Origin of the sequence: Micromonospora sp. NPDC048830, assembly GCF_043198215.1 — a bacterium.
Classification (GTDB): domain Bacteria; phylum Actinomycetota; class Actinomycetes; order Mycobacteriales; family Micromonosporaceae; genus Micromonospora.
On the sequence record NZ_JBICUP010000037.1, the window covers coordinates 50,768 to 73,158 of the forward strand.

General features: G+C 73.8%; 9 protein-coding genes. All 9 read left to right on the forward strand.

The features are described from left to right. Positions 1-3 precede the first annotated feature (3 nt). Entirely contained in the window at positions 4-6,483 is a 6,480-nt protein-coding gene (locus tag ACGFIZ_RS26085; protein WP_393423382.1) for an SDR family NAD(P)-dependent oxidoreductase, read from the forward strand. Beyond that, on the forward strand, positions 6,476-9,262 hold the full coding sequence (locus ACGFIZ_RS26090) for a type I polyketide synthase (protein WP_393423384.1): 2,787 nt from the start codon (positions 6,476-6,478) through the stop codon (positions 9,260-9,262). Before ACGFIZ_RS26085 ends, ACGFIZ_RS26090 begins: the two co-directional genes overlap by 8 nt. Continuing rightward, positions 9,259-10,023: a polyketide synthase gene (locus ACGFIZ_RS26095; protein WP_393423386.1), complete on the forward strand. Its 765-nt coding sequence runs from the start codon at positions 9,259-9,261 to the stop codon at positions 10,021-10,023. Before ACGFIZ_RS26090 ends, ACGFIZ_RS26095 begins: the two co-directional genes overlap by 4 nt. Positions 10,024-10,046: 23 nt before the next feature. Continuing rightward, positions 10,047-11,294 (forward strand): hydroxymethylglutaryl-CoA synthase family protein, encoded by a 1,248-nt coding sequence (locus ACGFIZ_RS26100; RefSeq protein WP_393423388.1) that lies wholly within the window; start codon positions 10,047-10,049, stop codon positions 11,292-11,294. Positions 11,295-11,299: 5 nt separating this feature from the next. Next, the gene (locus ACGFIZ_RS26105; protein ID WP_393423390.1) at positions 11,300-12,109 is read left to right on the forward strand and encodes an enoyl-CoA hydratase/isomerase family protein; all 810 of its coding nucleotides are present in this window, start codon (positions 11,300-11,302) and stop codon (positions 12,107-12,109) included. Further along, a complete protein-coding gene (locus ACGFIZ_RS26110; protein WP_393423392.1) occupies positions 12,084-12,830 on the forward strand; it encodes a polyketide synthase in 747 nt (248 codons plus the stop codon). The genes ACGFIZ_RS26105 and ACGFIZ_RS26110 overlap by 26 nt, the downstream gene beginning before the upstream one ends. A gap of 28 nt (positions 12,831-12,858) precedes the next feature. Next, on the forward strand, positions 12,859-13,107 hold the full coding sequence (locus ACGFIZ_RS26115; protein ID WP_393423394.1) for a phosphopantetheine-binding protein: 249 nt from the start codon (positions 12,859-12,861) through the stop codon (positions 13,105-13,107). Positions 13,108-13,139: 32 nt separating this feature from the next. Continuing rightward, a complete protein-coding gene (locus ACGFIZ_RS26120) occupies positions 13,140-20,147 on the forward strand; it encodes an SDR family NAD(P)-dependent oxidoreductase (protein WP_393423396.1) in 7,008 nt (2,335 codons plus the stop codon). Then, positions 20,148-22,391: type I polyketide synthase (locus tag ACGFIZ_RS26125; protein WP_393423398.1), on the forward strand; the 2,244-nt coding region annotated here is incomplete at its 3' end.

Genomic DNA, 22,391 nt, shown 5'->3' on the forward strand with positions numbered 1-22,391 from the left:
CACATGTCCTCAACGGAACAGCCCACGGCGGCGGCGCTGCGGCGCGCGCTGACCGCGGTGCGCGACATGCGCGCCAAACTCGAGGCCACCGAGCGCGCCCGGACCGAGCCCATCGCGATCGTGGGCATGAGCTGCCGGTTCCCCGGCGGTGCCGACAGCCCCCAGGCGTTCTGGGAGCTGCTGCGCGACGGCGTCGACGCCATCTCCGAGGTGCCCGCCGACCGCTGGGACGCCGACGCCCTCTACGACAGCGACCCCGCCGCGCCGGGCCGGGTGAGCAGCCGCTGGGGCGGCTTCCTCGACGAGGTCGACCGCTTCGACGCCGCCTTCTTCGGCATCGCCCCACGCGAGGCCGACCAGATGGACCCGCAGCAGCGGATCATGCTCGAGGTCGCCTGGGAGGCCCTGGAGAGCGCCGGCCAGACCAGCGACCGGCTCGCGGGCAGCCCCACCGGCGTCTTCGTCGGCGTGCACAGCCACAGCAACGACTACGCCTGGCTCCAGTTCGCCGACCCCGAGCAGATCGACACCTACACCGGCACCGGCACCTCGCACAGCGTCATCGCGGGGCGCATCTCGTACCTGCTCGACCTGCGCGGCCCCAGCCTCGCCGTCGACACCGCCTGCTCGTCGTCCCTGGTCGCGGTGCACCTGGCGTGCCAGAGCCTGCGCGCCGGCGAGTGCGGGACCGCGCTGGTCGGCGGGGTGAACCTGGCCCTGGGGCCGCACTTCGGCATGGCCACGACCAAGATGCGCATGATGGCCGCGGACGGCCGCTGCAAGACCTTCGACGCCAGCGCCGACGGCTTCGTCCGCGGCGAGGGCTGCGGCGCCGTGGTGCTCAGGCGGCTGTCGGACGCCCAGCGCGACGGCGACCCGATCCTCGCGGTGATCCGCGGCTCCGCGGTCAACCAGGACGGCCGGACCAACGGCCTGACCGCGCCCAGCGGCCTGTCCCAGCGCCAGATCGTCGGGCAGGCGCTGCGCAACGCGGGCGTCGACCCGGCCGCGGTCGGCGCGGTCGAGGCCCACGGCACCGGTACGGCGCTGGGCGACCCCATCGAGATCGAGGCGCTGATCGAGGTGTTCGGCGCGGCCGGCCCGCAGTCCCCGCCGATCGCGCTCACCTCGGTCAAGACCAACATCGGGCACCTGGAGGCCGCCGCCGGCATCGCCGGCCTGATCAAGGTCGTGCTCTCGCTGCGGCACGAGGCGGTCCCGGCGCACCTGCACTTCCGGACGCTGAACCCGAACAGCTCCCTGGCCGGGTCGCGCTTCGTCATCCCCACCGAGCTGCGCCCCTGGCCGCGCGGCGAGCAGCCCCGGTACGCCACCGTCAGCTCCTTCGGCTGGTCCGGGACGAACGGCTGCCTGGTCGTGGGCGAGGCGCCCGACGCCGACCCCGCCGACGCCCCCGACGCCGACCCCGCCGACGCACCCGACGCCGGCCACTCCGACCGGGCCGAGCTGCTGCCGATCTCGGCGCGCAGCCCGCAGGCGCTGCACGCGCTGGTCGGCGCGTACCGGTCGGTGCTGGCCGCCGGCGACGTGCCGCTGCGCGACCTGTGCGCGACGGCGAGCCTCCGGCGCAGCCACCACCCCTTCCGGGTGGCCGTGGCCGGCCGCAGCCACGCCGAACTGGCCGACTGGCTGGCCGTCCTGGCCGACGCCCCCGCCCCGGTGGACGCGGTCGCCCCCGACGCGCCCGCCGGCCCGGTCTTCGTCTTCTCCGGCCAGGGCGCGCAGTGGGCCGGCATGGGACGCGACCTCATGACGCAGGAGCCGGTCTTCGCCGAGGCGATGCGCCGCTGCGACGAGCTGTTCCGCGCCCACGCCGACTGGTCGCTGCTGGACGAGGTGCTCGCCGACGAGGACCGGTCCCGGCTGGACCGCACCGAGATCGCCCAGCCCGCGCTCTTCGCGGTGCAGGTGGCGCTCGCCGCGCTCTGGCGTTCCTGGGGCGTCGAGCCGGAGACGGTGATCGGCCACAGCGTGGGCGAGGTCGCCGCCGCGCACGTCGCCGGGGTGCTCTCCCTCGAGGACGCGGTGCGCGTGGCGTTCCACCGGGGCCGGGTGATGCAGCAGGCGCACGACCTGGGCCGGATGGCGAGCGTCGCGCTGCCGCCGGCCGAGGCCGAGGCGGCCGTCGCCGGGTACGGCGACCGGCTGTCGGTCGCCGCCGTCAACAGTCCCACCTCGACCGTGCTGGCCGGCGACCCGGACGCGCTGGCCGAGGTGCTGGCCGCGCTGACCACGCGGGGGGTGGCCAACCGGATGCTGCGGGTCCGGTACGCCTTCCACAGCCCGCAGATGGAGCCGTTCCGGGAGCCGCTGGTGCGGGCGCTGCACGGCGTCACGCCCCGCCCCGCCACCGTGCCGATCGTGTCCACGGTGACCGGCCGCCCGGCCACCGGCGACGACTTCGGTCCCGCGTACTGGGGGCGCAACATCCGCCAGCCCGTCCGGTTCGCGGCGGCGCTGGCGCAGCTGGGCGTCGAGGACGGCACCCGGACGGTCGTCGAGGTCGGCCCGCAGCCGGTGCTGGCCCGGCCGATCACCGAGCAGCTCGAACAGAGCGGCCAGGCCGGCGTGGTGGTCGCCTCCATGCGGGCCGGCGCGGACGCCCGGTCCACCCTCCTGGCCGGGCTCGCCGCCCTCTACCGCGCCAACCACACCGTCGACTGGCAGCGCCTGCACCCGAGCCCCGGCCGGCCCGTCGCGCTGCCCGCCTACCCGTGGCAGCGCCGCCGCCACTGGCTGCGGCCCACGCCCCGCCCCGCCGGCGGCCCCCTGGCGCCCCCGGCGGCCGGGAGCCACTCCCTGCTGGGCCGCCGGGCCCGGACGGCGCTGCCGACCTTCGACACCGCCCTGGACGCCACGGTCGGCTACCTCGGCGACCACCGGATCCACGGCGCCGCGCTGCTGCCGATGACCGCGTACCTGGAACTGGCCCTGGCCGCCCACGCCGGCACCGCCCCGGCACAGGTCACCGACCTGGTGCTGCACGAGGCGCTGGCGCTGCCCGACGACGCGCCCCGGCCGGTCCAGGTCGTGCTGGCCCCCGGCGCGGACGGGACGACGTTCCAGGTGTTCAGCCAGCCGGCCACCGACCCCGACCGGCAGCCCTGGACCCGGCACGCGACCGCCACGGTAAGGGAATACACCCCCCAGCCGGGGGAGCGGCCGGCCCCGGCCGCGCTCCGGGACCGGCTCGCGCCGGCCGACGTCGCGGGGTTCCACCAGGGGCTGCGCGGGATCGGCATCGAGTACGGCCCGGCCTTCACCGGGCTCGCCGAGCTGTGGCGGGGCGCCGACGAGGCGCTGGGCCGGGTCGCCCTGCCCGACGCCCTCCGCGCGGACAGCGCCGCCTACCACTGGCATCCGGCGCTGCTCGACGCCGCCCTCCAGGTGGCCCTGGCGGCGTTCCCGGGTGACCTGTCCGAGTCCTGGCTGCCGATCGGGCTGGACCGCTTCGCGCCGCTGGCGTCGCCCGGGCCCGAGGTGTGGAGCCACGCCCGGCTGCGCACCCGCGGCGCCGAGACGGCCGTCGCGGACGTCGAGCTGCGCACCGCCGACGGCACCCTGCTGGCGCTGGCCGAGGGGCTGCTGCTCAAGCGGGCCGACCACCGCGCCCTGCGGCGCGCGACCGCCCCCGGCCTCTGCTACGAGATCGCCTGGGAACCCGCCCGGGCCGACCGGCCCGCCACGCCCCCCGGCGCGGGCGGCTGGCTGGTCGTGGGCGACCGAGGCGGTCGCGGCGCCGCCCTCGCCGACCTGCTGCGCTCGCGGGGCGACGACGTCACGCTGCTGCCCTCCGAGTCGGGCGACGACCCGGCGGCGCGGCTGCGCGGGCACCTGACCCCCGACCGTCCCTGGCGCGGCATCGTGCACCTGGCCGGCCTCGACGCGGCGGCCGACGAGCCGACCCTCGACGAGGTCATGTCCGCCCACGAGCACGCCGTCCGCGCGGTGCTCGACCTGGTACGCGTCCTCTCCGCCGAGGGCGCGCCGGCGCCCCACCTGTGGCTGGTCACCCGGGGGGCCCGGGCCGTCACGCCCGGCACCCCCGTCGCCGTCGCGCAGGCCGCCGCGTGGGGCCTGGGCCGCGCGCTCGCCCGGGAGGCGGACGGGATCGCCTGCACCTGCCTCGACCTCGACCCGGCCGACCCCCGGCCGGTTCCCGAGGACCTGCCCGACCTGCTCCTCGCGCCCGGCGACGAGGACCAGCTCGCGCTGCGCGACGGCGTCGTCCACGTGCCCCGGCTGGTGCCGGCCGCGCCGGCCCCACCGGCCGCCGCGCAGCCCGTGCACCTGCGGGTACGCGAGCGCGGCGTGCTGGAGAATCTCGCCCTCGAGCCGGCCGCGCGCCGGGACCCCCGACCGGACGAGGTCGAGATCCGCGTCCACGCCACCGGCCTGAACTTCCGCGACGTGCTGAACGCCCTCGGCATGTACCCCGGCGAGGCGGGGCCGCTCGGCCTGGAGTGCGCGGGCGAGATCGTGGCGGTGGGATCGCAGGTCCACGACCTCGCCGTGGGCGAGCGCGTCCTGGCCCTGGCCCCGGAGAGCTTCGGCACGTACACCACCGTCGCGGCCGCCCGCGTCGCGCCGGTGCCGCCGGCGCTGAGCCACGCCGAGGCCGCCACGATCCCGGTGGCGTTCTGCACCGCCGCGTACGGCCTGCGCCACCTGGCGCGGCTGCGCCCCGGCGACCGGGTGCTGATCCACGCGGCGGCCGGCGGCGTGGGACTGGCCGCCGTGCAGCTCGCCCAGGCCGCCGGGGCGGAGGTGTTCGCCACGGCGAGCCCCGCCAAGTGGCCGGTCCTGACCGACCTCAACGTCCGGCACGTCTTCCACTCCCGCACGCTGGACTTCGCCGACGAGATCCGCGAGCGCACCGGCGGGGCCGGCGTGGACGTCGTGCTCAACTCCCTGACCGACGAGTTCATCCCGCGCAGCCTCGGCCTGCTGCGCGAGGGCGGGTGCTTCCTCGAGATCGGCAAGCGCGGCATCTGGGACGCCGACCGGGTCGCGCGGCTGCGGCCCGACGTCGCGTACCACCCGTTCGACCTGGGGGTCGTCGCCGACGACGACCCGGCCCTCGTCCGGTCGATGCTGCGGGAGATCACCGAAGCCCTCGCCGAGGGCCGCCTGTCGCCGCTGCCGCTGCGCGCCTTCCCCCTGGCCCGGGCCGTGGACGCGTTCCGCCACATGGCCCAGGCCCGGCACGTCGGCAAGGTCGTCGTGGAGCACGCGCCCCCGCCCGCCGTACGCCCCGACGCGACGTACCTGGTCACGGGCGGTCTCGGCGGGATCGGCCCGGCGATCGCCCGCTGGCTGGTGGCGAAGGGGGCGCGGCACCTGGTGCTGCTCGGGCGGAGCGCGCCCTCGGCGGAGGTCGCCGCCACCCTGCGCGCCCTGCACCCCGACGCGCGGATCCACACCCGGCAGGCCGACGTGACCGACCCGGCCGCCCTGGCCGGCGTGCTCGCCGAGATCGCGGCCACGATGCCGCCGCTGCGGGGGGTCGTCCACGCCGCCGGGGTGCTCGACGACGGCGTGCTCGCGCGGCAGACCTGGCAGCGCTTCGCCGGCGTGCTCGCCCCCAAGGTCGCCGGCGGCTGGAACCTGCACCTGGCGACCCGCGACCTGCCGCTGGACTTCTTCGTGCTCTGCTCGTCGGTCGCGGCGCTGCTCGGCTCGCCCGGCCAGAGCGGGTACGTCACCGCCAACACCTTCCTCGACGCGCTCGCGCACCACCGCCGCGCCCGCGGCCTCGCCGCGACCAGCGTCGACTGGGGCCCCTGGGCCGCCGGCGGCATGGCGGCGCGGATGAGCGAGCAGCAGCGGCAACGCCTCGCGGCGCAGGGCTACCGCCCGATGACGCCCGACGAGGCCACCGAGGCCCTCGGCCTGCTGCTCGACGCCCACGTGACGCAGGCCGGCGTGTTCTCCGTCGACTGGCCGACCCACCTGCGCCAGCACGGCGACGAACCGCCGCCGCTGCTCGCCCGCCTGCACCGCGCCGGCCCGGCCGCCGCCGTCCCGGCCCCCCAGGGCGGGGCCCGCGAGCGGATCGCCGCCGCGCACCCCACCGAGCGCCGCCAGGTCCTCCAGGAGTACGTGCGCGGCACCGCCGTCACGATCCTGGGCCTGCCGCCCGGGCAGGCGGTCAACCCGCAGCAGCCGCTGCAGGAACTCGGCCTGGACTCGCTGATGGCGGTCGAGCTGCGCAACGCGCTCGGGCTCCTCGCCGGACGCGGCCTGCCGAGCACCCTCGCCTTCGACCACCCCACCGTGGCGAAGCTGACCGACTACCTGCTCCGCGAAGTGTTCGGGGAGCCCGAGACACCGCCGCCGACTGCCGACGACGACCCCGACGAGCAGGACGACATCGTGGCCCGGGTGGCGGCGCTCGACGACGCCGACGTCGAGGCGCTGCTGGCCGCGAAACTCACCGCCCTGGAGGTGACCCATGAATGACGCCGGAGCGGCCACCGCCGCGCTGTCCCCGCTCAAGCGCGCCCTGGTCGCGATCGAGACCCTCCAGGCCCGCCTGGACGAGGTGGAGCGCGCCCGGACCGAGCCCATCGCGATCATCGGCGTCGGCTGCCGCCTGCCCGGCGGCGCCAACAGCCCCGACGAGTTCTGGGCCCGGCTGCGCGACGGCGTGGACCTGGTCTCGGAGGTGCCCGCCGACCGGTGGGACGTCGACGCGTACCACGACCCGGAGCAGGCCACCCCGGGCACCATGAACACCCGCTACGGCGGCTTCCTCGACCAGGTCGACCACTTCGACCCGGGCTTCTTCGGCCTCTCCCTCGGCGAGGCCGCCAGCATGGACCCGCAGCAGCGGCTCCTGCTGGAGGTCGCCTGGGAGGCGCTCGAGCACGCCGGGCAGGTGCCGGGCGCGCTCGCCGGCTCGGCCACCGACGTCTACGTCGGGATCAGCACCTGGGACTACTCCCTCCTGCTGGGCGGCGCGCCGATCCGGGGGCTCTCCGGCACCGCGTTCAGCATCGCCGCGAACCGCCTGTCGTACCTGCTCGACCTGCGCGGCGCGAGCATGGCCGTCGACACCGCCTGCTCGTCGTCGCTGGTGGCCGTCCACCTCGCCTGCCAGAGCCTGCGCGCCGGCACCGCCCGGCTCGCCCTGGCCGGCGGCGTCAACCTGATGCTGTGGCCGGAGACGACGGCGGCGTTCTCCCAGATCGGCATGCTCTCCCCGGACGGGCGCAGCAAGACCTTCGACGCCGGCGCCAACGGCTACGTGCGCGGCGAGGGCGCCGGGGTCGTCGTGCTCAAGCGCCTCACCGACGCGCTCGCCGACTCCGACCGGGTCCTGGCGGTGATCCGCGGCTCGGCGATCAACCAGGACGGCCGCAGCAACGGCCTGACCGCACCCAACGGGGTGGCCCAGGAGGCCGTGATCCGGGCGGCCCTCGCGGACGCCCGGGTCGCGGCGAACCGGGTCGACTACGTCGAGGCGCACGGCACCGGCACCACCCTCGGCGACCCCATCGAGGTACGCGCGCTCGGCGCGACCCTCGGCCGGGACCGCGGCCGGGACGCCCCGCTGCTGCTCGGCTCGGTCAAGACCAACACCGGCCACCTGGAGGCCGCCGCCGGCATCACCGGCCTGATCAAGGTGGCCCTGGCGCTGCACCACGGGGAGATCCCCCCGCACCTGCACCTGCGCGAGCTGAACCCGCACGTCGACTGGGACGAGTTGCCGCTGCGCGTGCCGACCCGGCGCACCCCCTGGCCGTCCCCGGCCGGGGAACGCGTCGCCGGGGTCAGCTCGTTCGGCTTCGGCGGCACCAACGCCCACATCGTCCTCGCCGACGCGCCGCCGACCGGCGGTGCCGCCGAGGCGGCCGCGGCCGACGCGCGTCCGCTGCGGCTGCTGACGCTCTCCGCCCGCACCGAGGACGCCCTGCGCGCGCAGGCCGCCCGGTACGCCGACCGGCTCGCCGCCGCCCCCACCCCGGCGCTGGCCGACCTGTGCCACACCAGCAACGCCCGCCGCACCCACTTCCCGCACCGCGCGGCGGTGCCCGTGGCCGGCCTCGACGAGGCGCGCGCGGCGCTGGCCGCGCTCGCGGCGGGCGACGCGCCCGACGGGGTGCAGCGGGGCACGGTTCCCGCCGGCACGCAGCGCAGGATCGCCTTCCTCTTCCCCGGGCAGGGCGGCCAGCACGTCGGCATGGGGCGAGAGCTGTACGACAGCGAGCCGGTCTTCCGCCGGGTGATCGACCAGTGCGCGGAGCTGTTCGACGCCCACCACCCCTGGCGGCTGCGCGACGTGCTGTACCCGCGCGACGGCGAGCGCACGTACCCGATCGACGAGACCGAGTACGCCCAGCCGACGCTCTTCGCGATCCAGTGCGCCCTCGCCGAGACGTGGCGCTCGTGGGGGGTCGAGCCCGACGCCGTGCTGGGCCACAGCCTGGGCGAGTACGCCGCCGCCTGGGTCGCCGGGGTGTTCGACCTGGAGACCGGCGCGCGGCTGATCGTGGAGCGCGGCCGGCTCACCCGGACGCTGCCCCCGACCGGCATGATGGCCGCCTGCTCGGCGTCGGCCGAGGACGTCGCCGCCATCCTCGGCGACCACGCCGGCAGGGTCGCGATCGCGGCGGTCAACGGCCCCGAGCACACCGTCATCTCCGGGGAGAAGGCCGCGGTGCAGGCCGTGCTGGAGCGGCTGGAGGAGGACTTCGTCCTCACCAGGCCGCTGCGGGTGTCGTACGCGTCGCACTCGCCGCTGCTGGAGCCGATCCTCGACGAGTTCGAGAAGGCCATCTCCGGCCTGCCGTTCGGCGAGCCGCGCATCCCGTTCATGTCCACCTACCGGGCGGCGATGCTCAGGTCCGGGGTGTGCCACGACGCCGCGTACTGGCGCGAGCAACTGCGCGAGCCCGTCCGGTTCCTGGACGCCGTCCGGGCGCTCGCCGCCGAGGGGTACGACACGTTCCTCGAGACCGGCCCCAAGGACACCGTGATCGAGATGGGTAAACGCTGCCTGCCCCGGGGGACCGGCCGCTGGCTGCGGTCGCTGGACCCGGAGGCCGGCAACTGGCGGACGCTGTCGGAGAGCGCGGCGGCCCTGTACGCGCACGGCGTCGACCTCGACTGGACGGCGCTCTCCGGCGGCCCGCGCCCGCCGGTGGACCTGCCGACCTACCCCTTCCAGCGGCGTCGCTGCTGGCTCGACGCGGAGCAGATCGGGCAGTACCGCCTGCCGACGAAAGGCCTGAAATGAGCGAACTGGACACGCGGAAGGTGCTCGACGTGACCACGGTGGAGCCGGGCGTCGTCCGGCTCGCCATCTGCGACCCCGAGCGCGAGAACCGCCTGAGCTACGAGCTGGTCGACCAGATGATGGCGGCGCTGGACGACCTCGCCGCCGACCAGTCGGTCAAGGTGCTGCTGGTGACCGGCACGAAGGACATCTGGTGTGCCGGCGGCACGCTGCGGATGCTCAAGGAGATGGCCAGCGGCGAGTACGACGAGCGGCGCCTGCTCGCCCTGTCCGACCGGCTGCTGAGCTTCCCCGTGCCGGTGATCGGCGCCCTGGAGGGGCACGCGATCGGCGGCGGCCTGGCCCTCGCCCTCTGCTGCGACCTGACCGTCGCGGCGGACCGCAGCCGCTACAGCGTGAACTCCGCCAACATGGGGTTCACCCCGGCGATGGGGCTGTCGGTGCTGCTGCCCGCGGCGGTCGGCCACCACTTCGCCAGCGAGATGATCTTCACCGGCAAGTACTACAAGGGCCGGGAACTGGCCGACCGGCGCCTGTTCAACGCGGTCGTACCGGCCGACGAGGTGCTGGCCCGGGCGTTCGACCTGGCCGAGCAGATCGCCGAGAAGCCGCGCTACGTGCTGGAGCTGCTGAAGGAGACGCTGGCGCTGCCGAAGCGCCACCTCCTCCAGGACGCCATCGCGCGCGAGCCGCTGATGAACCGCATCTGCTTCAACCAGCCGGGCAGCGACGCGCTGCTCGACCAGACGTACCTGAACTGACTCGGAACGAGGAGACAACCCCCATGCGGGTAGGCATCGAGAAGTTGAACCTGTACGGAGGCCGCGCGTACCTCGGCATCGCCGACCTCGCCGAGGCCCGCGGCGGATCGCTGCGCGAGCTGGAGCGGCGCCAGATGGTGCCGTACGAGTCCCGGGCGATCGTGCCGCCGTACGAGGACCCCGTCACCCTCGCGGTCAACGCCGCCGAGCGGCTGCTCACCGACGAAGACCGCGAGCAGATCGAGCTGGTCGTCGTCGCCACCGAGTCCGCCGTGGACTTCGGCAAGCCCATCTCGACGTGGGTCCAGCGCCACTGCCGGCTCCCCGCGCACAGCCGCAACTTCGAGGTCAAGCACATGTGCTACGGCGGCACCGCCGCCCTGCGCGTCGCCGCCTCCTGGGTCGCCTCGAACGTGCGCCCCGGAAAGAAGGCCCTGGTCATCAACAGCGACCTGAGCCGCACCCGCAACCACGTGCAGACCGAGGACGACGACCTCGGCGAGCTGATGGCCGGCGGCAGCGCCGTCGCCATGCTGGTCAGCAGCGAGCCGCAGGTGCTCGAACTGGAGCTGGAGAAGGCCGGCTACTGGACCAACGAACTGTCCGACGCGCTGCGGCCCAACTCCCGTACCGAGATCATCACCGGGCAGACCAGCTTCTACTCCTACCTGGACGCCCTGGAGGAGACCTACGAGCAGTACGAGCGGCTCGTCGGCGAGGTCGACTTCGAGACGTACTTCAAGAAGAACATCTACCACGCCCCCTTCCCGGGCATGACGATGATCGCGCACAAGACCCTGCTCAACCGCCTCGGCGTCGTGGACAAGGCCGCGATCGAGGCCAGCTACCGGGCCCGGGTCGCCGGCAGCACCCACTTCGCCCGGCGCATCGGCAGCGCGTACGGGGCGTCCACGTTCATCTGCCTGCTGGGCATGCTGCACTCCGCGACCGACCTCGACCCCGGTGACCGGCTGTCCGTCTTCGCGTACGGCTCCGGCTGCCAGGCCGAGTTCTACAGCGGCCTGGTCGGGCCGGCCGCCACGGCGTACGTCCGGTCCCTCGACGTCGACGCGCACCTCGACTCCCGCGTCCGGCTCACCGTCGAGGAGTACGAGCAGATCGAGAAGGCCTGCGAGGCCAACATCGACGAGCGCACGTACGAGCCGCTGACCCAGGACGTCGGCGACCTGTACGCGCGGCGCTACGAGGGCAACCGGCTGCTGGTCCTGGAGAGCGTCCGCGACTACCACCGCCACTACCGGTGGAGCTGAGCGGCGTGGATCGCGCGGTGCGCACCGAGATCGTCGACGGCGTCTGCTTCGTGACGCTGGTCGCCGCCGCCAACGGCAACGCCATCAACTTCGACCTGATCGACGGGTTGGAGGGGGCGCTCGACGCCGTTGACGCCGACCCGGACTGCCGGGCGATGGTGATCAGCGCCGAGGGGCCGACGTTCTGCCGGGGCCTCGACCTGGAGGCGTTCTTCGTGCACGGGAACCTTCCCGAGCGCGCCCGGCTCCGCCGGCTGCCCGCCTGCCTGGCCCGCATCCGGCGCGCCCGCGTACCCGTGCTCGCCGTGGCCGACGGCGAGGCGACCGGCGGCGGCGTCGGACTGCTCGCGGCCTGCGACCTCGTGCTGGCCACCGCGAACGCGCGCTTCATGCTGTCCGAGCCGATCGTCGGCCTGGTGCCCGCCACCATCGTGCCGTTCCTGCTGCTGCGGATCGGCCCGGCGCGGCTGCGGGCGATGACCCTGAGCACCCGCGGCGTCCCCGCGGCCGAGGCGCACCTCTACGGCCTCGTCGACGAGCTGGTCGACGGGCCCGTCGAGCCGGCCCTCCGCGCGCAGCTGCAGCGGATCTTCCGGTCCGCGCCCCCCGCGCTGGCCGAGGCCAAGCGCTACTACGACCAGGTGGGCGCCGCCGACCTCGACCGGCAGATCGAGGTCGGCCTCGACCAGTTCACCACCTGGCTGGCCCGCCCGGACGTCCTGGCGGGGGTCACGTCGTTCGGCGAGGGCTTCGCGCCGCCGTGGTTCGCACGCTATCGAGGGCGGATGGATGTTCCAGGTCATTCGGGTACGTGAGCCGGAGCCCGGCATCGCCGAGCTGACCCTCGACGACGCCGAGCACGAGAACCGGCTCAGCGACCGCCTCTGCGACGAGTTCCTGGCCGCCCTGGCGCAGCTCGCCCGGCAGCCGCAGCTCAAGGTCGTGATCCTGCGCGGCCGGCCGGAGGTGTTCTGCGCCGGCGCCACCATGGCGGCGCTGCAGCGGGTGCTCTCGGGCACCCTCCACGTCAAGGATCTGCTGCTGTCCCGGCCGATGCTGGACTTCCCCGTGCCGATCGTCGGCGCGCTCGAGGGCCACGCCGTCGGCGGCGGCCTGGTGCTGGCGCTGTGCTGCGACCTCGTCGTCGCCGCCCGCAACCGGCGCTACAGCATGAACTTCGCGCGGATGGGGTTCACCCCGGCCATGGGCACCACGACGCTGCTCCCGGCCGCCGTGGGCAGCGGCACCGCCGCCGAGATGACGCTGACCGCCCGCTACTACAAGGGCGGCGAGCTCGACGGGCGCGGACTGTTCAACGCCGTCGTACCGGCGGACCAGGTCTTCGACACCGCCCTCGACCTGGCGCGGCGCATCGCCGAGAAACCCCGCCACGTGCTGGAGCTGAGCAAGGAGACCCTCGGCCAGCCCCGGCGCCAACTGCTGCGGGAGGCGATGTCCCGCGAGCACCTGATGCACCGGGTCTGCTTCGGCCGGCCCGAGGTCGCGGACATCGTCGCCGAGACCTACCTCAGCTAACAGCACCGATCGAGAAGGAGACAGAAACATGGACCGTCAGCAGGTGGTCGACGTGGTGACCAAGCACATCCGCCTCAACGCCGAAGGGCTCGACGACAAGCCGATCGACACGTCGAAGTCCATGAAGGAGTTCGCCCTCGGCAGCCTGGACATCGTCGAGATCGTCTCGGCCTCGATGCGCGAGCTGAAGATCCGGGTGCCGCGTACCGAGCTGGCCAACCTGGCCAACATCGACGAGCTGGTCGACCTCTTCCTGCGCGTCAAGCAGGAGCAGTAGGCAGCACCTCCCGAAGGAAGGGTTGAGCCAGTATGGCCCCGGAGCGCAGCCGCCAGCCGGCCCGCACGTCCCAGTCCGCCGCCGAGCCGATCGCCGTGATCGGCCTGAGCTGCCGTTTCCCCGGCGCGTCCGACGCCGACGCCTTCTGGCGTCTGCTCGCCGCCGGCGGTGACGCGATCACCGAGATCCCTCGGGACCGCTGGGACGCCGACGCCCTCTACGACGCCGACCTCGCCGAGCCCGGCAAGATGAACAGCCGCTGGGGCGGATTCGTCGACGGAGTCGACCAGTTCGATCCCGGCTTCTTCGGCATCTCGCCGGGCGAGGCCGCCAGCATGGACCCGCAACACCGCATGTTGCTCGAGGTCACGTGGGAGGCGCTGGAACGGGCGGGCGTGGTCCCGGCCCGGCTGGGCGGCAGCGCGACCGGGGTCTTCGTCGGCATCGGCACCGACGACTACGCGTCGGTCGCCTTCGACGACCTGGACAACCTCAACGCCTACTTCGTGAGCGGCAACGCGCTCAGCATCGCCGTCAACCGGCTGTCGTACCTGCTGGACCTGCACGGCCCGAGCCTGGCCCTGGACACCGGCTGCTCGTCGTCCCTGGTCGCCGTCCACCTGGCCTGCCAGAGCCTGCGCTCGGGCGAGTCGGAGGTGGCGCTCGCCGGGGGCGTCAACCTCATGCTGTCGCCCAAGGCCAACATCGGGCTCTCGCAGACCTGGATGATGGCCGCCGACGGGCGGTGCAAGAGCTTCGACGCCGCCGCCGACGGCTACGTCCGCGGCGAGGGCTGCGGCATGGTCGTACTCAAGCGACTGGCCGACGCGCGGCGCGACGGCGACCCCGTCCTGGCCGTGATCCGCGGCTCCGCGATGAACCAGAACGGGCGCGGGGAGGCGCTGACCGCCCCCAACGCCCGGGCCCAGGAGGACGTCGTCCGGCACGCGCTGCGCGACGCCGGCGTCACGCCGGACCAGGTGAACCTGATCGAGGCGCACGGCGTCGGCACGCCGCTGGCGGACGTGGTGGAGGCGCAGGCACTGACCAGCGTCTTCGGCGCCGCGCGCGGCGCCGCCGCGCCGTGCGCGCTCGGTTCTGTCAAGACCAACATCGGGCACCTGGAGATGGCCGCCGGCATCGCCAGCCTGATCAAGGTCGTGCTGGCCCTGCAGCACGGCACCATCCCGCCCCACCTGCACCTGACCGCCGTCAACCCGCGGACCGGCCTCGCGGACGCGCCGTTCGTCCTGCCCTCGGCGCCCCTGCCGTGGCCGGCCGGGGAACGCGCCCGCGTCGCCGGCGTCAACTCGTTCGGCCTCGGCGGCGTCAACGTGCACCTGGTGGTCGCCGACCCGCCGGCGGACGACACCACCCCGGCCGATGACACCACCCTGGCCGACGACAACCTCCCGGCCGGCGACGCCCCCGCGCCGGCGCCCCGGATGCTCCCGCTCTCCGCGCGGAACGCCGCCGCCCTGCGCGACCTCGCCGAGCGGTACGCCACGCTGCTGGACGCCCCGGACGCCCCCGACCTCGCCGCCGTCTGCGCGACCGCCGCCTCCGGACGCACCCACTTTCCCCACCGCCTCGCCGTCGTCGCGACGGACGCCGCGACCGCCGCCGACCGGCTGCGGGCCTGGCTGGACGGCGCGGACGACCCGCACGTCGCGCACGGCGTGGTCGACCCGGCCGCCGCGCCCAGTGGCGAGGACCTGGCGGGCGAGCCCGACGCGGCCGACCCACCGGCACCCTCGGACGCCGCCGACGCCGCGACCCGGTACGTCCAGGGCGCCGAGCCGCAGCCCGCCACCGCCGACCGGCTTTCCCGGGTGGTCCTGCCGAACTACCCGTTCCAGCGCAGGCGCTACTGGATCGAGTCCCGCCGGCCGGCCCCCGGCGCCGCCGACCCGGCCCCCGAGATTCCGGCGCTGGTCCGCGAGATCGCCGCCGCCCCGCCCGCCGACCGGCGCGCGCGCCTCGTGGACGCCGTCAGCCGCCTGGTCGCCGACACCCTCGGCGCGGACGCCGACACCCCGCCCGACCCGCGGCAGGGCTTCTTCGCCCTCGGCATGACCTCCCTCATGGCGGTCGACCTCCAGAACCGGCTCCAACGCGCCCTCGGCGACGCCCACACGCTGCCGTTGACCGTGGTGTTCCAGTACGCGTCGATCGCCGCCCTGAGCGACTACCTCGCCCGCGAGGCGTTCGGGCTGGACACCCCCGTCCCGGCCACGACGACCCGCACCCGGGCGGACGCCGAAGCCCTCACCGCCGACCGGCTGGCCGCCCTCTCCGAGGAGGAGGCCCTGACGCTGCTCCGGGCGCACCTGGCCGCGACCGGGGACGCCGCCGGGCTGTCGCCGGTCAAGCAGGCGCTGCTGGCCCTCGGTGAGCGCCCCGCCCCCCGACCGTCCCACGACGAGCCGATCGCGGTGGTGGGTGTGGGGTGTCGTTTTCCGGGTGGGGTGGATTCGCCTGGTGCGTTCTGGGATTTGTTGGTGCGGGGGGTGGATGCGGTTGGTGAGGTGCCGTCTGGTCGGTGGGATGTGGATGCGTTTTTTGATCCGGATCCTGAGGTGGCGGGGCGGATGTATTCGCGGGCTGGGCATTTTGTGGATGGTGTGGATGGGTTTGATGCGGGGTTCTTTGGTGTGTCGCCGCGTGAGGCGGTGAGTTTGGATCCGCAGCAGCGGTTGTTGTTGGAGGTGGCCTGGGAGGCGTTGGAGGATGCGGGGCAGGTGCCGGGGCGGTTGGCGGGCAGCCGCACCGGCGTCTTCGTCGGCCTGATCAGCAACGAGTACATGCAGCTGCAACTCAAGCTCGACGACCCCACCGCCATCGACACGTACTACGGCACCGGGGGCATCGGCAGCGCCGTGGCGGGCCGGCTGTCGTACCTGCTCGGGCTGCACGGCCCCAGCCTGATGGTCGACACCGCGTGCTCGTCGTCGCTGGTCACCGTGCACCTGGCCTGCCAGAGCCTGCGCTCCGGGGAGTCCGACCTGGCGCTGGCCGGCGGCGTCAACCTGATGATCATCCCCGAGTCCAGCATCTTCCTCTCCCGGGCCCGGGCGTTGTCGCCGGACGGTCGGTGCAAGACGTTCGACGCGTCGGCGGATGGTTACGGCCGTGGTGAGGGCTGCGGCGTAATGGTGTTGAAGCGGTTGTCGGACGCGCGGCGTGACGGTGACCGGGTGTTGGCGGTGGTGCGGGGTTCGGCGGTGAACCACGACGGGCCGAGTAGCGGGTTGACGGTGCCGAACGGGCTGGCTCAGCAGGAGTTGATCCGGTCGGCGCTGGCAGACGCGGGTGTCGAGCCGGGTGAGGTGGACTACGTCGAAGCGCACGGCACGGGCACGCCCCTCGGCGACCCGATCGAGGTGGCGGCACTGGGAGCGGTCCTCGGCGAGCGCCGCCCGGCCGAGCGGCCCCTGCTGCTGGGCTCGGTCAAGGCCAACATCGGGCACCTGGAGGCCGCGGCCGGCGTCGCGGGCCTGATCAAGTCGGTGCTGGCGCTGCGGCACGAACAACTGCCGCCCCAGGTCAACTTCACCACCGTCAACCCGCGCATCTCCCTCACCGACATCCCGGCCGAGATTCCCGTCGCCCCGACCCCCTGGCCCCGCGGCGAAAAGCCCCGCGTAGCCGGCGTGAGTTCCTTCGGGATGAGTGGGACGAACGCGCACGTGATCGTGGGTGAGGCGCCGGAGGTGGTGCCGACTGTTGTGGAGTCCGTTCGTCCGGTGCACGTGTTGGTGTTGTCGGCGCGTGACGTGGGTGCGTTGCGGGTGTTGGCGGGCCGGTATGTGGAGTTGCTGGAGTCGGTGGAGGCTCCGGGGTTCGGGGTGGTGTGTGCGGCGGCGGCGGTGACGCGGTCGCACTTCGCGTGCCGGCTCGCGGTGGTGGCATCGGATGCGGTCGAGGCGGTCGCGAGGCTGCGGGGTTGGTTGGCCGGTGAGCAGCACCGTCTGGTGGTTGAGGGCGTGGTGGCCGTTGGTCGGCGTCCGCGGGTGGGGTGGTTGTTCACGGGTCAGGGTTCGCAGTGGGTGGGGATGGCTCGTGCGTTGTACGAGTCGGAGCCGGTGTTCCGGTCGGAGTTGGATCGGTGCGCGGAGTTGCTGGCCGGTGAGTTGGAGCGGCCGCTGCTGGAGGTGCTGTTCCCGTCGTCGGATGCGGATGCCGACGTGGCGGGGAAGGTGTTGGAGCAGACCGGGTTTACGCAGCCGGTGTTGTTCGCGGTGGAGTGGGCGCTGGCGTGTCTGTGGCGGCGGTGGGGTGTGCGCCCGGACGTGGTGCTGGGCCACAGCGTGGGTGAGTTGGTGGCGGCGTGTGTGGCGGGGGTGTTGTCGCTGGAGGACGGGCTGCGTCTGGTGGCGGCTCGTGGCCGCCTGATGCAGCAGCTTCCGGCGGGTGGGGCGATGGCGGCGGTGTCCGCGCCCGTGGACGAGGTGCGTCCGCTGTTGGAGGGCACGCCGGTCGTGGTGGCGGCGGTGAATTCCCCGGTGGAGACGGTGGTCGCCGGTCCGGGTGAGGCCGTGGAAGGGGTCCGGCAGCGGCTGGCCGAAACCGGGGTCGACTCCAAGTCCCTGCGGGTGTCGCACGCGTTCCATTCGCCGTTGATGGAGCCGATGTTGCCGGCGTTCCGGCAGGTGGCGCAGAGCGTCGGCGTCCGTCCGGCGCAGTGTGCGGTGGTGTCGAACGTGACGGGTGGCCTGGCGGGGGAGGGTTTCGGTTCGGCCGGCTACTGGGTGGAGCACGTGACGTCCCCGGTGCGGTTCACCGAGGGCATGACGGCCCTGGTCGAGTCGGGCTGCACTGTGGTGCAGGAGGTTGGTCCGCATCCGGTGTTGTTGGCGGCGGGTCGGCAGTGTGTGGACGATGACGGTGAGCGGGTGTGGTTGCCGTCGTTGCGACGGGGTCGCGACGACTGGCAGCAGATGCTTGCCGCGGTCGCGGGCCTGTTCGTGCGGGGTGTGGAGCTGGACTGGGCGGCGATCGTCGGGCCGGTGCCGGCCGGGGCGGTCGGCCTGCCGACGTACCCGTTCCAACGCCAGCGCTACTGGATCGACACCTCGCGCCTGCGGCAGGGCTCCGCGTCACCGGCGCCGGTCGAGACCGACTGGCTGTACGCGCAGACCTGGCAGCCACGCCAGCTGACCGGTACGGACAGCGGGCCGGAACCCGGCCGCTGGTTGATCTTCGCGGACGCCGGAGGCGTCGGGGAGGCGGTGGCCGAGGCGCTCCGTGCCCAGGGCGGCCAGGCGCACCTGATCCGATCGGGCGACCGCTACGCGGCCCTGCCCGAGGACGGGTGGCAGGTGGCGGCCGACCGGCCCGAGCACTTCCACCAGCTTCTCGCGGAGGCGGGCGGCGCCGCGATCAGGGGCGTCCTCCACCTGTGGAGCCTCGACCACGCGTACGCGACGCCCGAGGACCTGCCCGCCGCCCACGAACGGGCCTGCGCGAGCCTGCTGCACCTGGTGCAGGCGCTCGCCCCGCTGGAGCTGGCAGAGTCGCCCCGGATCTGGGTGGTCACCCGCGGCGCCCAGCCGGTCGACGGCGAGACCACACCCGGCATGGCGCACCAGGCCCCCGTCTGGGGGCTCGGCACCGTGATCGGGCTCGAACACCCGAGCCTGTGGGGCGGGCTGATCGACCTCGGCCACGACGAGCACGACCCGGCCGCGGCCGTCGTCGAGACCATCCGGACCGCCGGCGGCGAGAACCAGATCGCCTGGCGGAACGGCCGCAGCCTGGTCGCCCGCGTGACCAGGGCGGACGCGCCGCGCCCGACCGCGCCCGCGCTGATCTCGGCGGACGGCACCCACCTGGTCACCGGTGGCCTGGGGGCGCTCGGGCTGCTGGTCGCCCGGTGGCTGGTGGAGCGGGGCGCACGGCACGTCGTCCTGGTCGGCCGCCGGGGCCCGTCGGAGGCGGCCGAGGAGACGCTGCGCGCCCTGGCGGCTCAGGGCGCCCAGGTGGAGGTGCTGCGGGGCGACGTCGGCCGCGAGGACGACGTACGACGGATCCTCGCCGAGATCGAGGCGTCGATGCCGCCGCTGCGCAGCGTCTTCCACGCCGCGGGCGTGCTCGACGACGGCGTGCTGCACCAGCAGAGCTGGGAGCGGTTCGAGCGGGTGTTCGCGCCCAAGGTCGACGGTGCCTGGCACCTGCACACGCTCACCCGCGACGTGCCGCTGGACCACTTCGTTCTCTTCTCCTCGATCGCGTCCCTCATCGGGGCGCCGGGCCAGGGGAACTACGCGGCGGCGAACGCGTTCCTGGACGCCCTGGCGCACCACCGGCACTCGCTCGGGCTGCCCGCGGTCAGCGTCAACTGGGGTGCGTGGGGCGACTCCGGCATGGCCGCCGCGCTCACCGACCGCGACCAGCAGCGCTGGACCGACCGGGGGATCGGGATCATCCCCCCGGACCAGGGCATCCGCCTGCTCGAACGGGTCCTGGCGCTCCGGGTGCCGCAGCTCGGCGTCATGCCCGTGGACTGGCCCCGCTACGCGGAGCGGTACCCGCTCGGCGCGAAGCGCCCGCTGCTGGCGGAACTGGTGCAGCCAGCCGAATCGGGCACCGGCCCGGCCGGCGCGACCACCGGACAGCCCCGCCTGCGGGAGCGGTACGCAGCCATGCCGGAAGTCACCCGCCTGGTGGCGCTCGCCGAGTACGTCACGGCGGAGCTGGCCAGGATCCTGCTGCTCGACGAGGACTCGCTCGACCCGCACAAGGGGCTGTTCGACCTCGGTATGGACTCGCTGATGGCGCTGGAGTTCAAGAACCGCGTGCAGGCCGCCTTCGACCACGAACTACCCGCCACGCTGCTGTTCAACTACCCGACGGTCGACGCCGTCGCCGGCTACCTCCAGACGGCGATCTTCGGCGCACGGCAGGCCGAGGAGGAGACACCGCGGCAGGCGGACCCGGACGACGACCTCGAGGCGCTGCTCGACAACCTCGAGCAGTTGTCCGACGACGAGATCGACCGATTGTTGGCAGACCGATCAGCAGCAGAAGGACAGGCATAGATGAGCGAGCTTCAGGACCGGCTGGCCAACCTGCCGCCCAAGCGCCTCGCGCTGTTGGTACTCGACCTGCAGAAGCGCCTCGACGAACTGAAGCGCTCCACCCCCGAGCCGATCGCGGTGGTGGGTGTGGGGTGTCGTTTTCCGGGTGGAGTGGATTCGCCTGGTGCGTTCTGGGATTTGTTGGTGCGGGGGGTGGATGCGGTTGGTGAGGTGCCGTCTGGTCGGTGGGATGTGGATGCGTTTTTTGATCCGGATCCTGAGGTGGCGGGGCGGATGTATTCGCGGGCTGGGCATTTTGTGGATGGTGTGGATGGGTTTGATGCGGGGTTCTTTGGTGTGTCGCCGCGTGAGGCGGTGAGTTTGGATCCGCAGCAGCGGTTGTTGTTGGAGGTGGCCTGGGAGGCGTTGGAGGATGCGGGGCAGGTGCCGGGGCGGTTGGCGGGCAGCCGCACCGGCGTCTTCGTCGGCATCGGCACCGACGACTACTCGCTGATGCTGCGCTCCGCCGACCCGGCGAGCATGGACGCGTACACCGGCACGGGCAACGCCTTCAGCGTGGCCGCCGGGCGGCTGTCGTACCTGCTCGGGCTCCAGGGGCCGAGCATGGCCGTGGACACGGCCTGCTCGTCGTCGCTGGTCGCCGTACACCTGGCCTGCCGCAGCCTGCGCTCCGGAGAATCGGACCTCGCGCTGGCCGGCGGCGTCCACCTGATGCTGACCCCCCAGGGCAGCATCTATCTGTCCCGCACCCGGGCGTTGTCGCCGGACGGCCGGTGCAAGACGTTCGACGCGTCCGCCGACGGTTACGGCCGTGGTGAGGGCTGCGGCGTGGTGGTGTTGAAGCGGCTGTCGGACGCGCGGCGTGACGGTGACCGGGTGCTCGCGGTGGTGCGGGGTTCGGCGGTGAACCACGACGGGCCGAGTAGTGGGTTGACGGTGCCGAATGGTTTGGCGCAGCAGGAGTTGATCCGGTCGGCGCTGGCGGATGCGGGTGTCGAGCCGGGTGAGGTGGACTACGTCGAGGCGCACGGCACGGGCACGCCCCTCGGCGACCCGATCGAGGTCGACGCCCTGGCCGGCGCCCTGGGACGGGGACGCGCGGCGGGCCGCCCCCTGCTGCTGGGTTCGGTGAAGACGAACATCGGGCACCTGGAGGCCGCCGCCGGGGTGGCCGGCCTGATCAAGACGGTGCTGGCGTTGCGGCACGGGCAGGTGCCCGCGCACCTGCACCTGCGTACGCCGAACCCGCACATCAAGTGGGACGACCTGCCCGTCCGGGTCGCCGCCGAGACCACGCCGTGGCCGCGTGGCGAGCGCCTGCGGATCGCGGGCGTGAGCTCGTTCGGGATGAGCGGCACGAACGCTCACCTCGTCCTGGCGGAGGCCCCCGACGCAGCCGCCGCGAACGGCGTCGAGGAGTCGGGCCGTCCCGCTCACCCGTTGGTGTTGTCGGCGCGTGACGTGGGTGCGTTGCGGGTGTTGGCGGGCCGGTATGTGGAGTTGCTGGAGTCGGTGGAGGCTCCGGGGTTCGGGGTGGTGTGTGCGGCGGCGGCGGTGACGCGGTCGCACTTCGCGTGCCGGCTCGCGGTGGTGGCGTCGGATGCGGTGGAGGCGGTCGCCCGGTTGCGGGGTTGGTTGGCCGGTGAGCAGCACCGTCTGGTGGTTGAGGGCGTGGTGGCCGTTGGTCGGCGTCCGCGGGTGGGGTGGTTGTTCACGGGTCAGGGTTCGCAGTGGGTGGGGATGGCTCGTGCGTTGTACGAGTCGGAGCCGGTGTTCCGGTCGGAGTTGGATCGGTGCGCGGAGTTGCTGGCCGGTGAGTTGGAGCGGCCGCTGCTGGAGGTGCTGTTCCCGTCGTCGGATGCGGATGCCGACGTGGCGGGGAAGGTGTTGGAGCAGACCGGGTTTACGCAGCCGGTGTTGTTCGCGGTGGAGTGGGCGCTGGCGTGTCTGTGGCGGCGGTGGGGTGTGCGCCCGGACGTCGTGCTGGGCCACAGCGTGGGTGAACTGGTCGCGGCGTGTGTGGCGGGGGTGTTGTCGCTGGAGGACGGGCTGCGTCTGGTGGCGGCTCGTGGCCGCCTGATGCAGCAGCTTCCGGCGGGTGGGGCGATGGCGGCGGTGTCCGCGCCCGTGGACGAGGTGCGTCCGCTGTTGGAGGGCACGCCGGTCGTGGTGGCGGCGGTGAATTCCCCGGTGGAGACGGTGGTCGCCGGGCCGGGTGAGGCCGTGGAGGAGATCCGCCAGCGA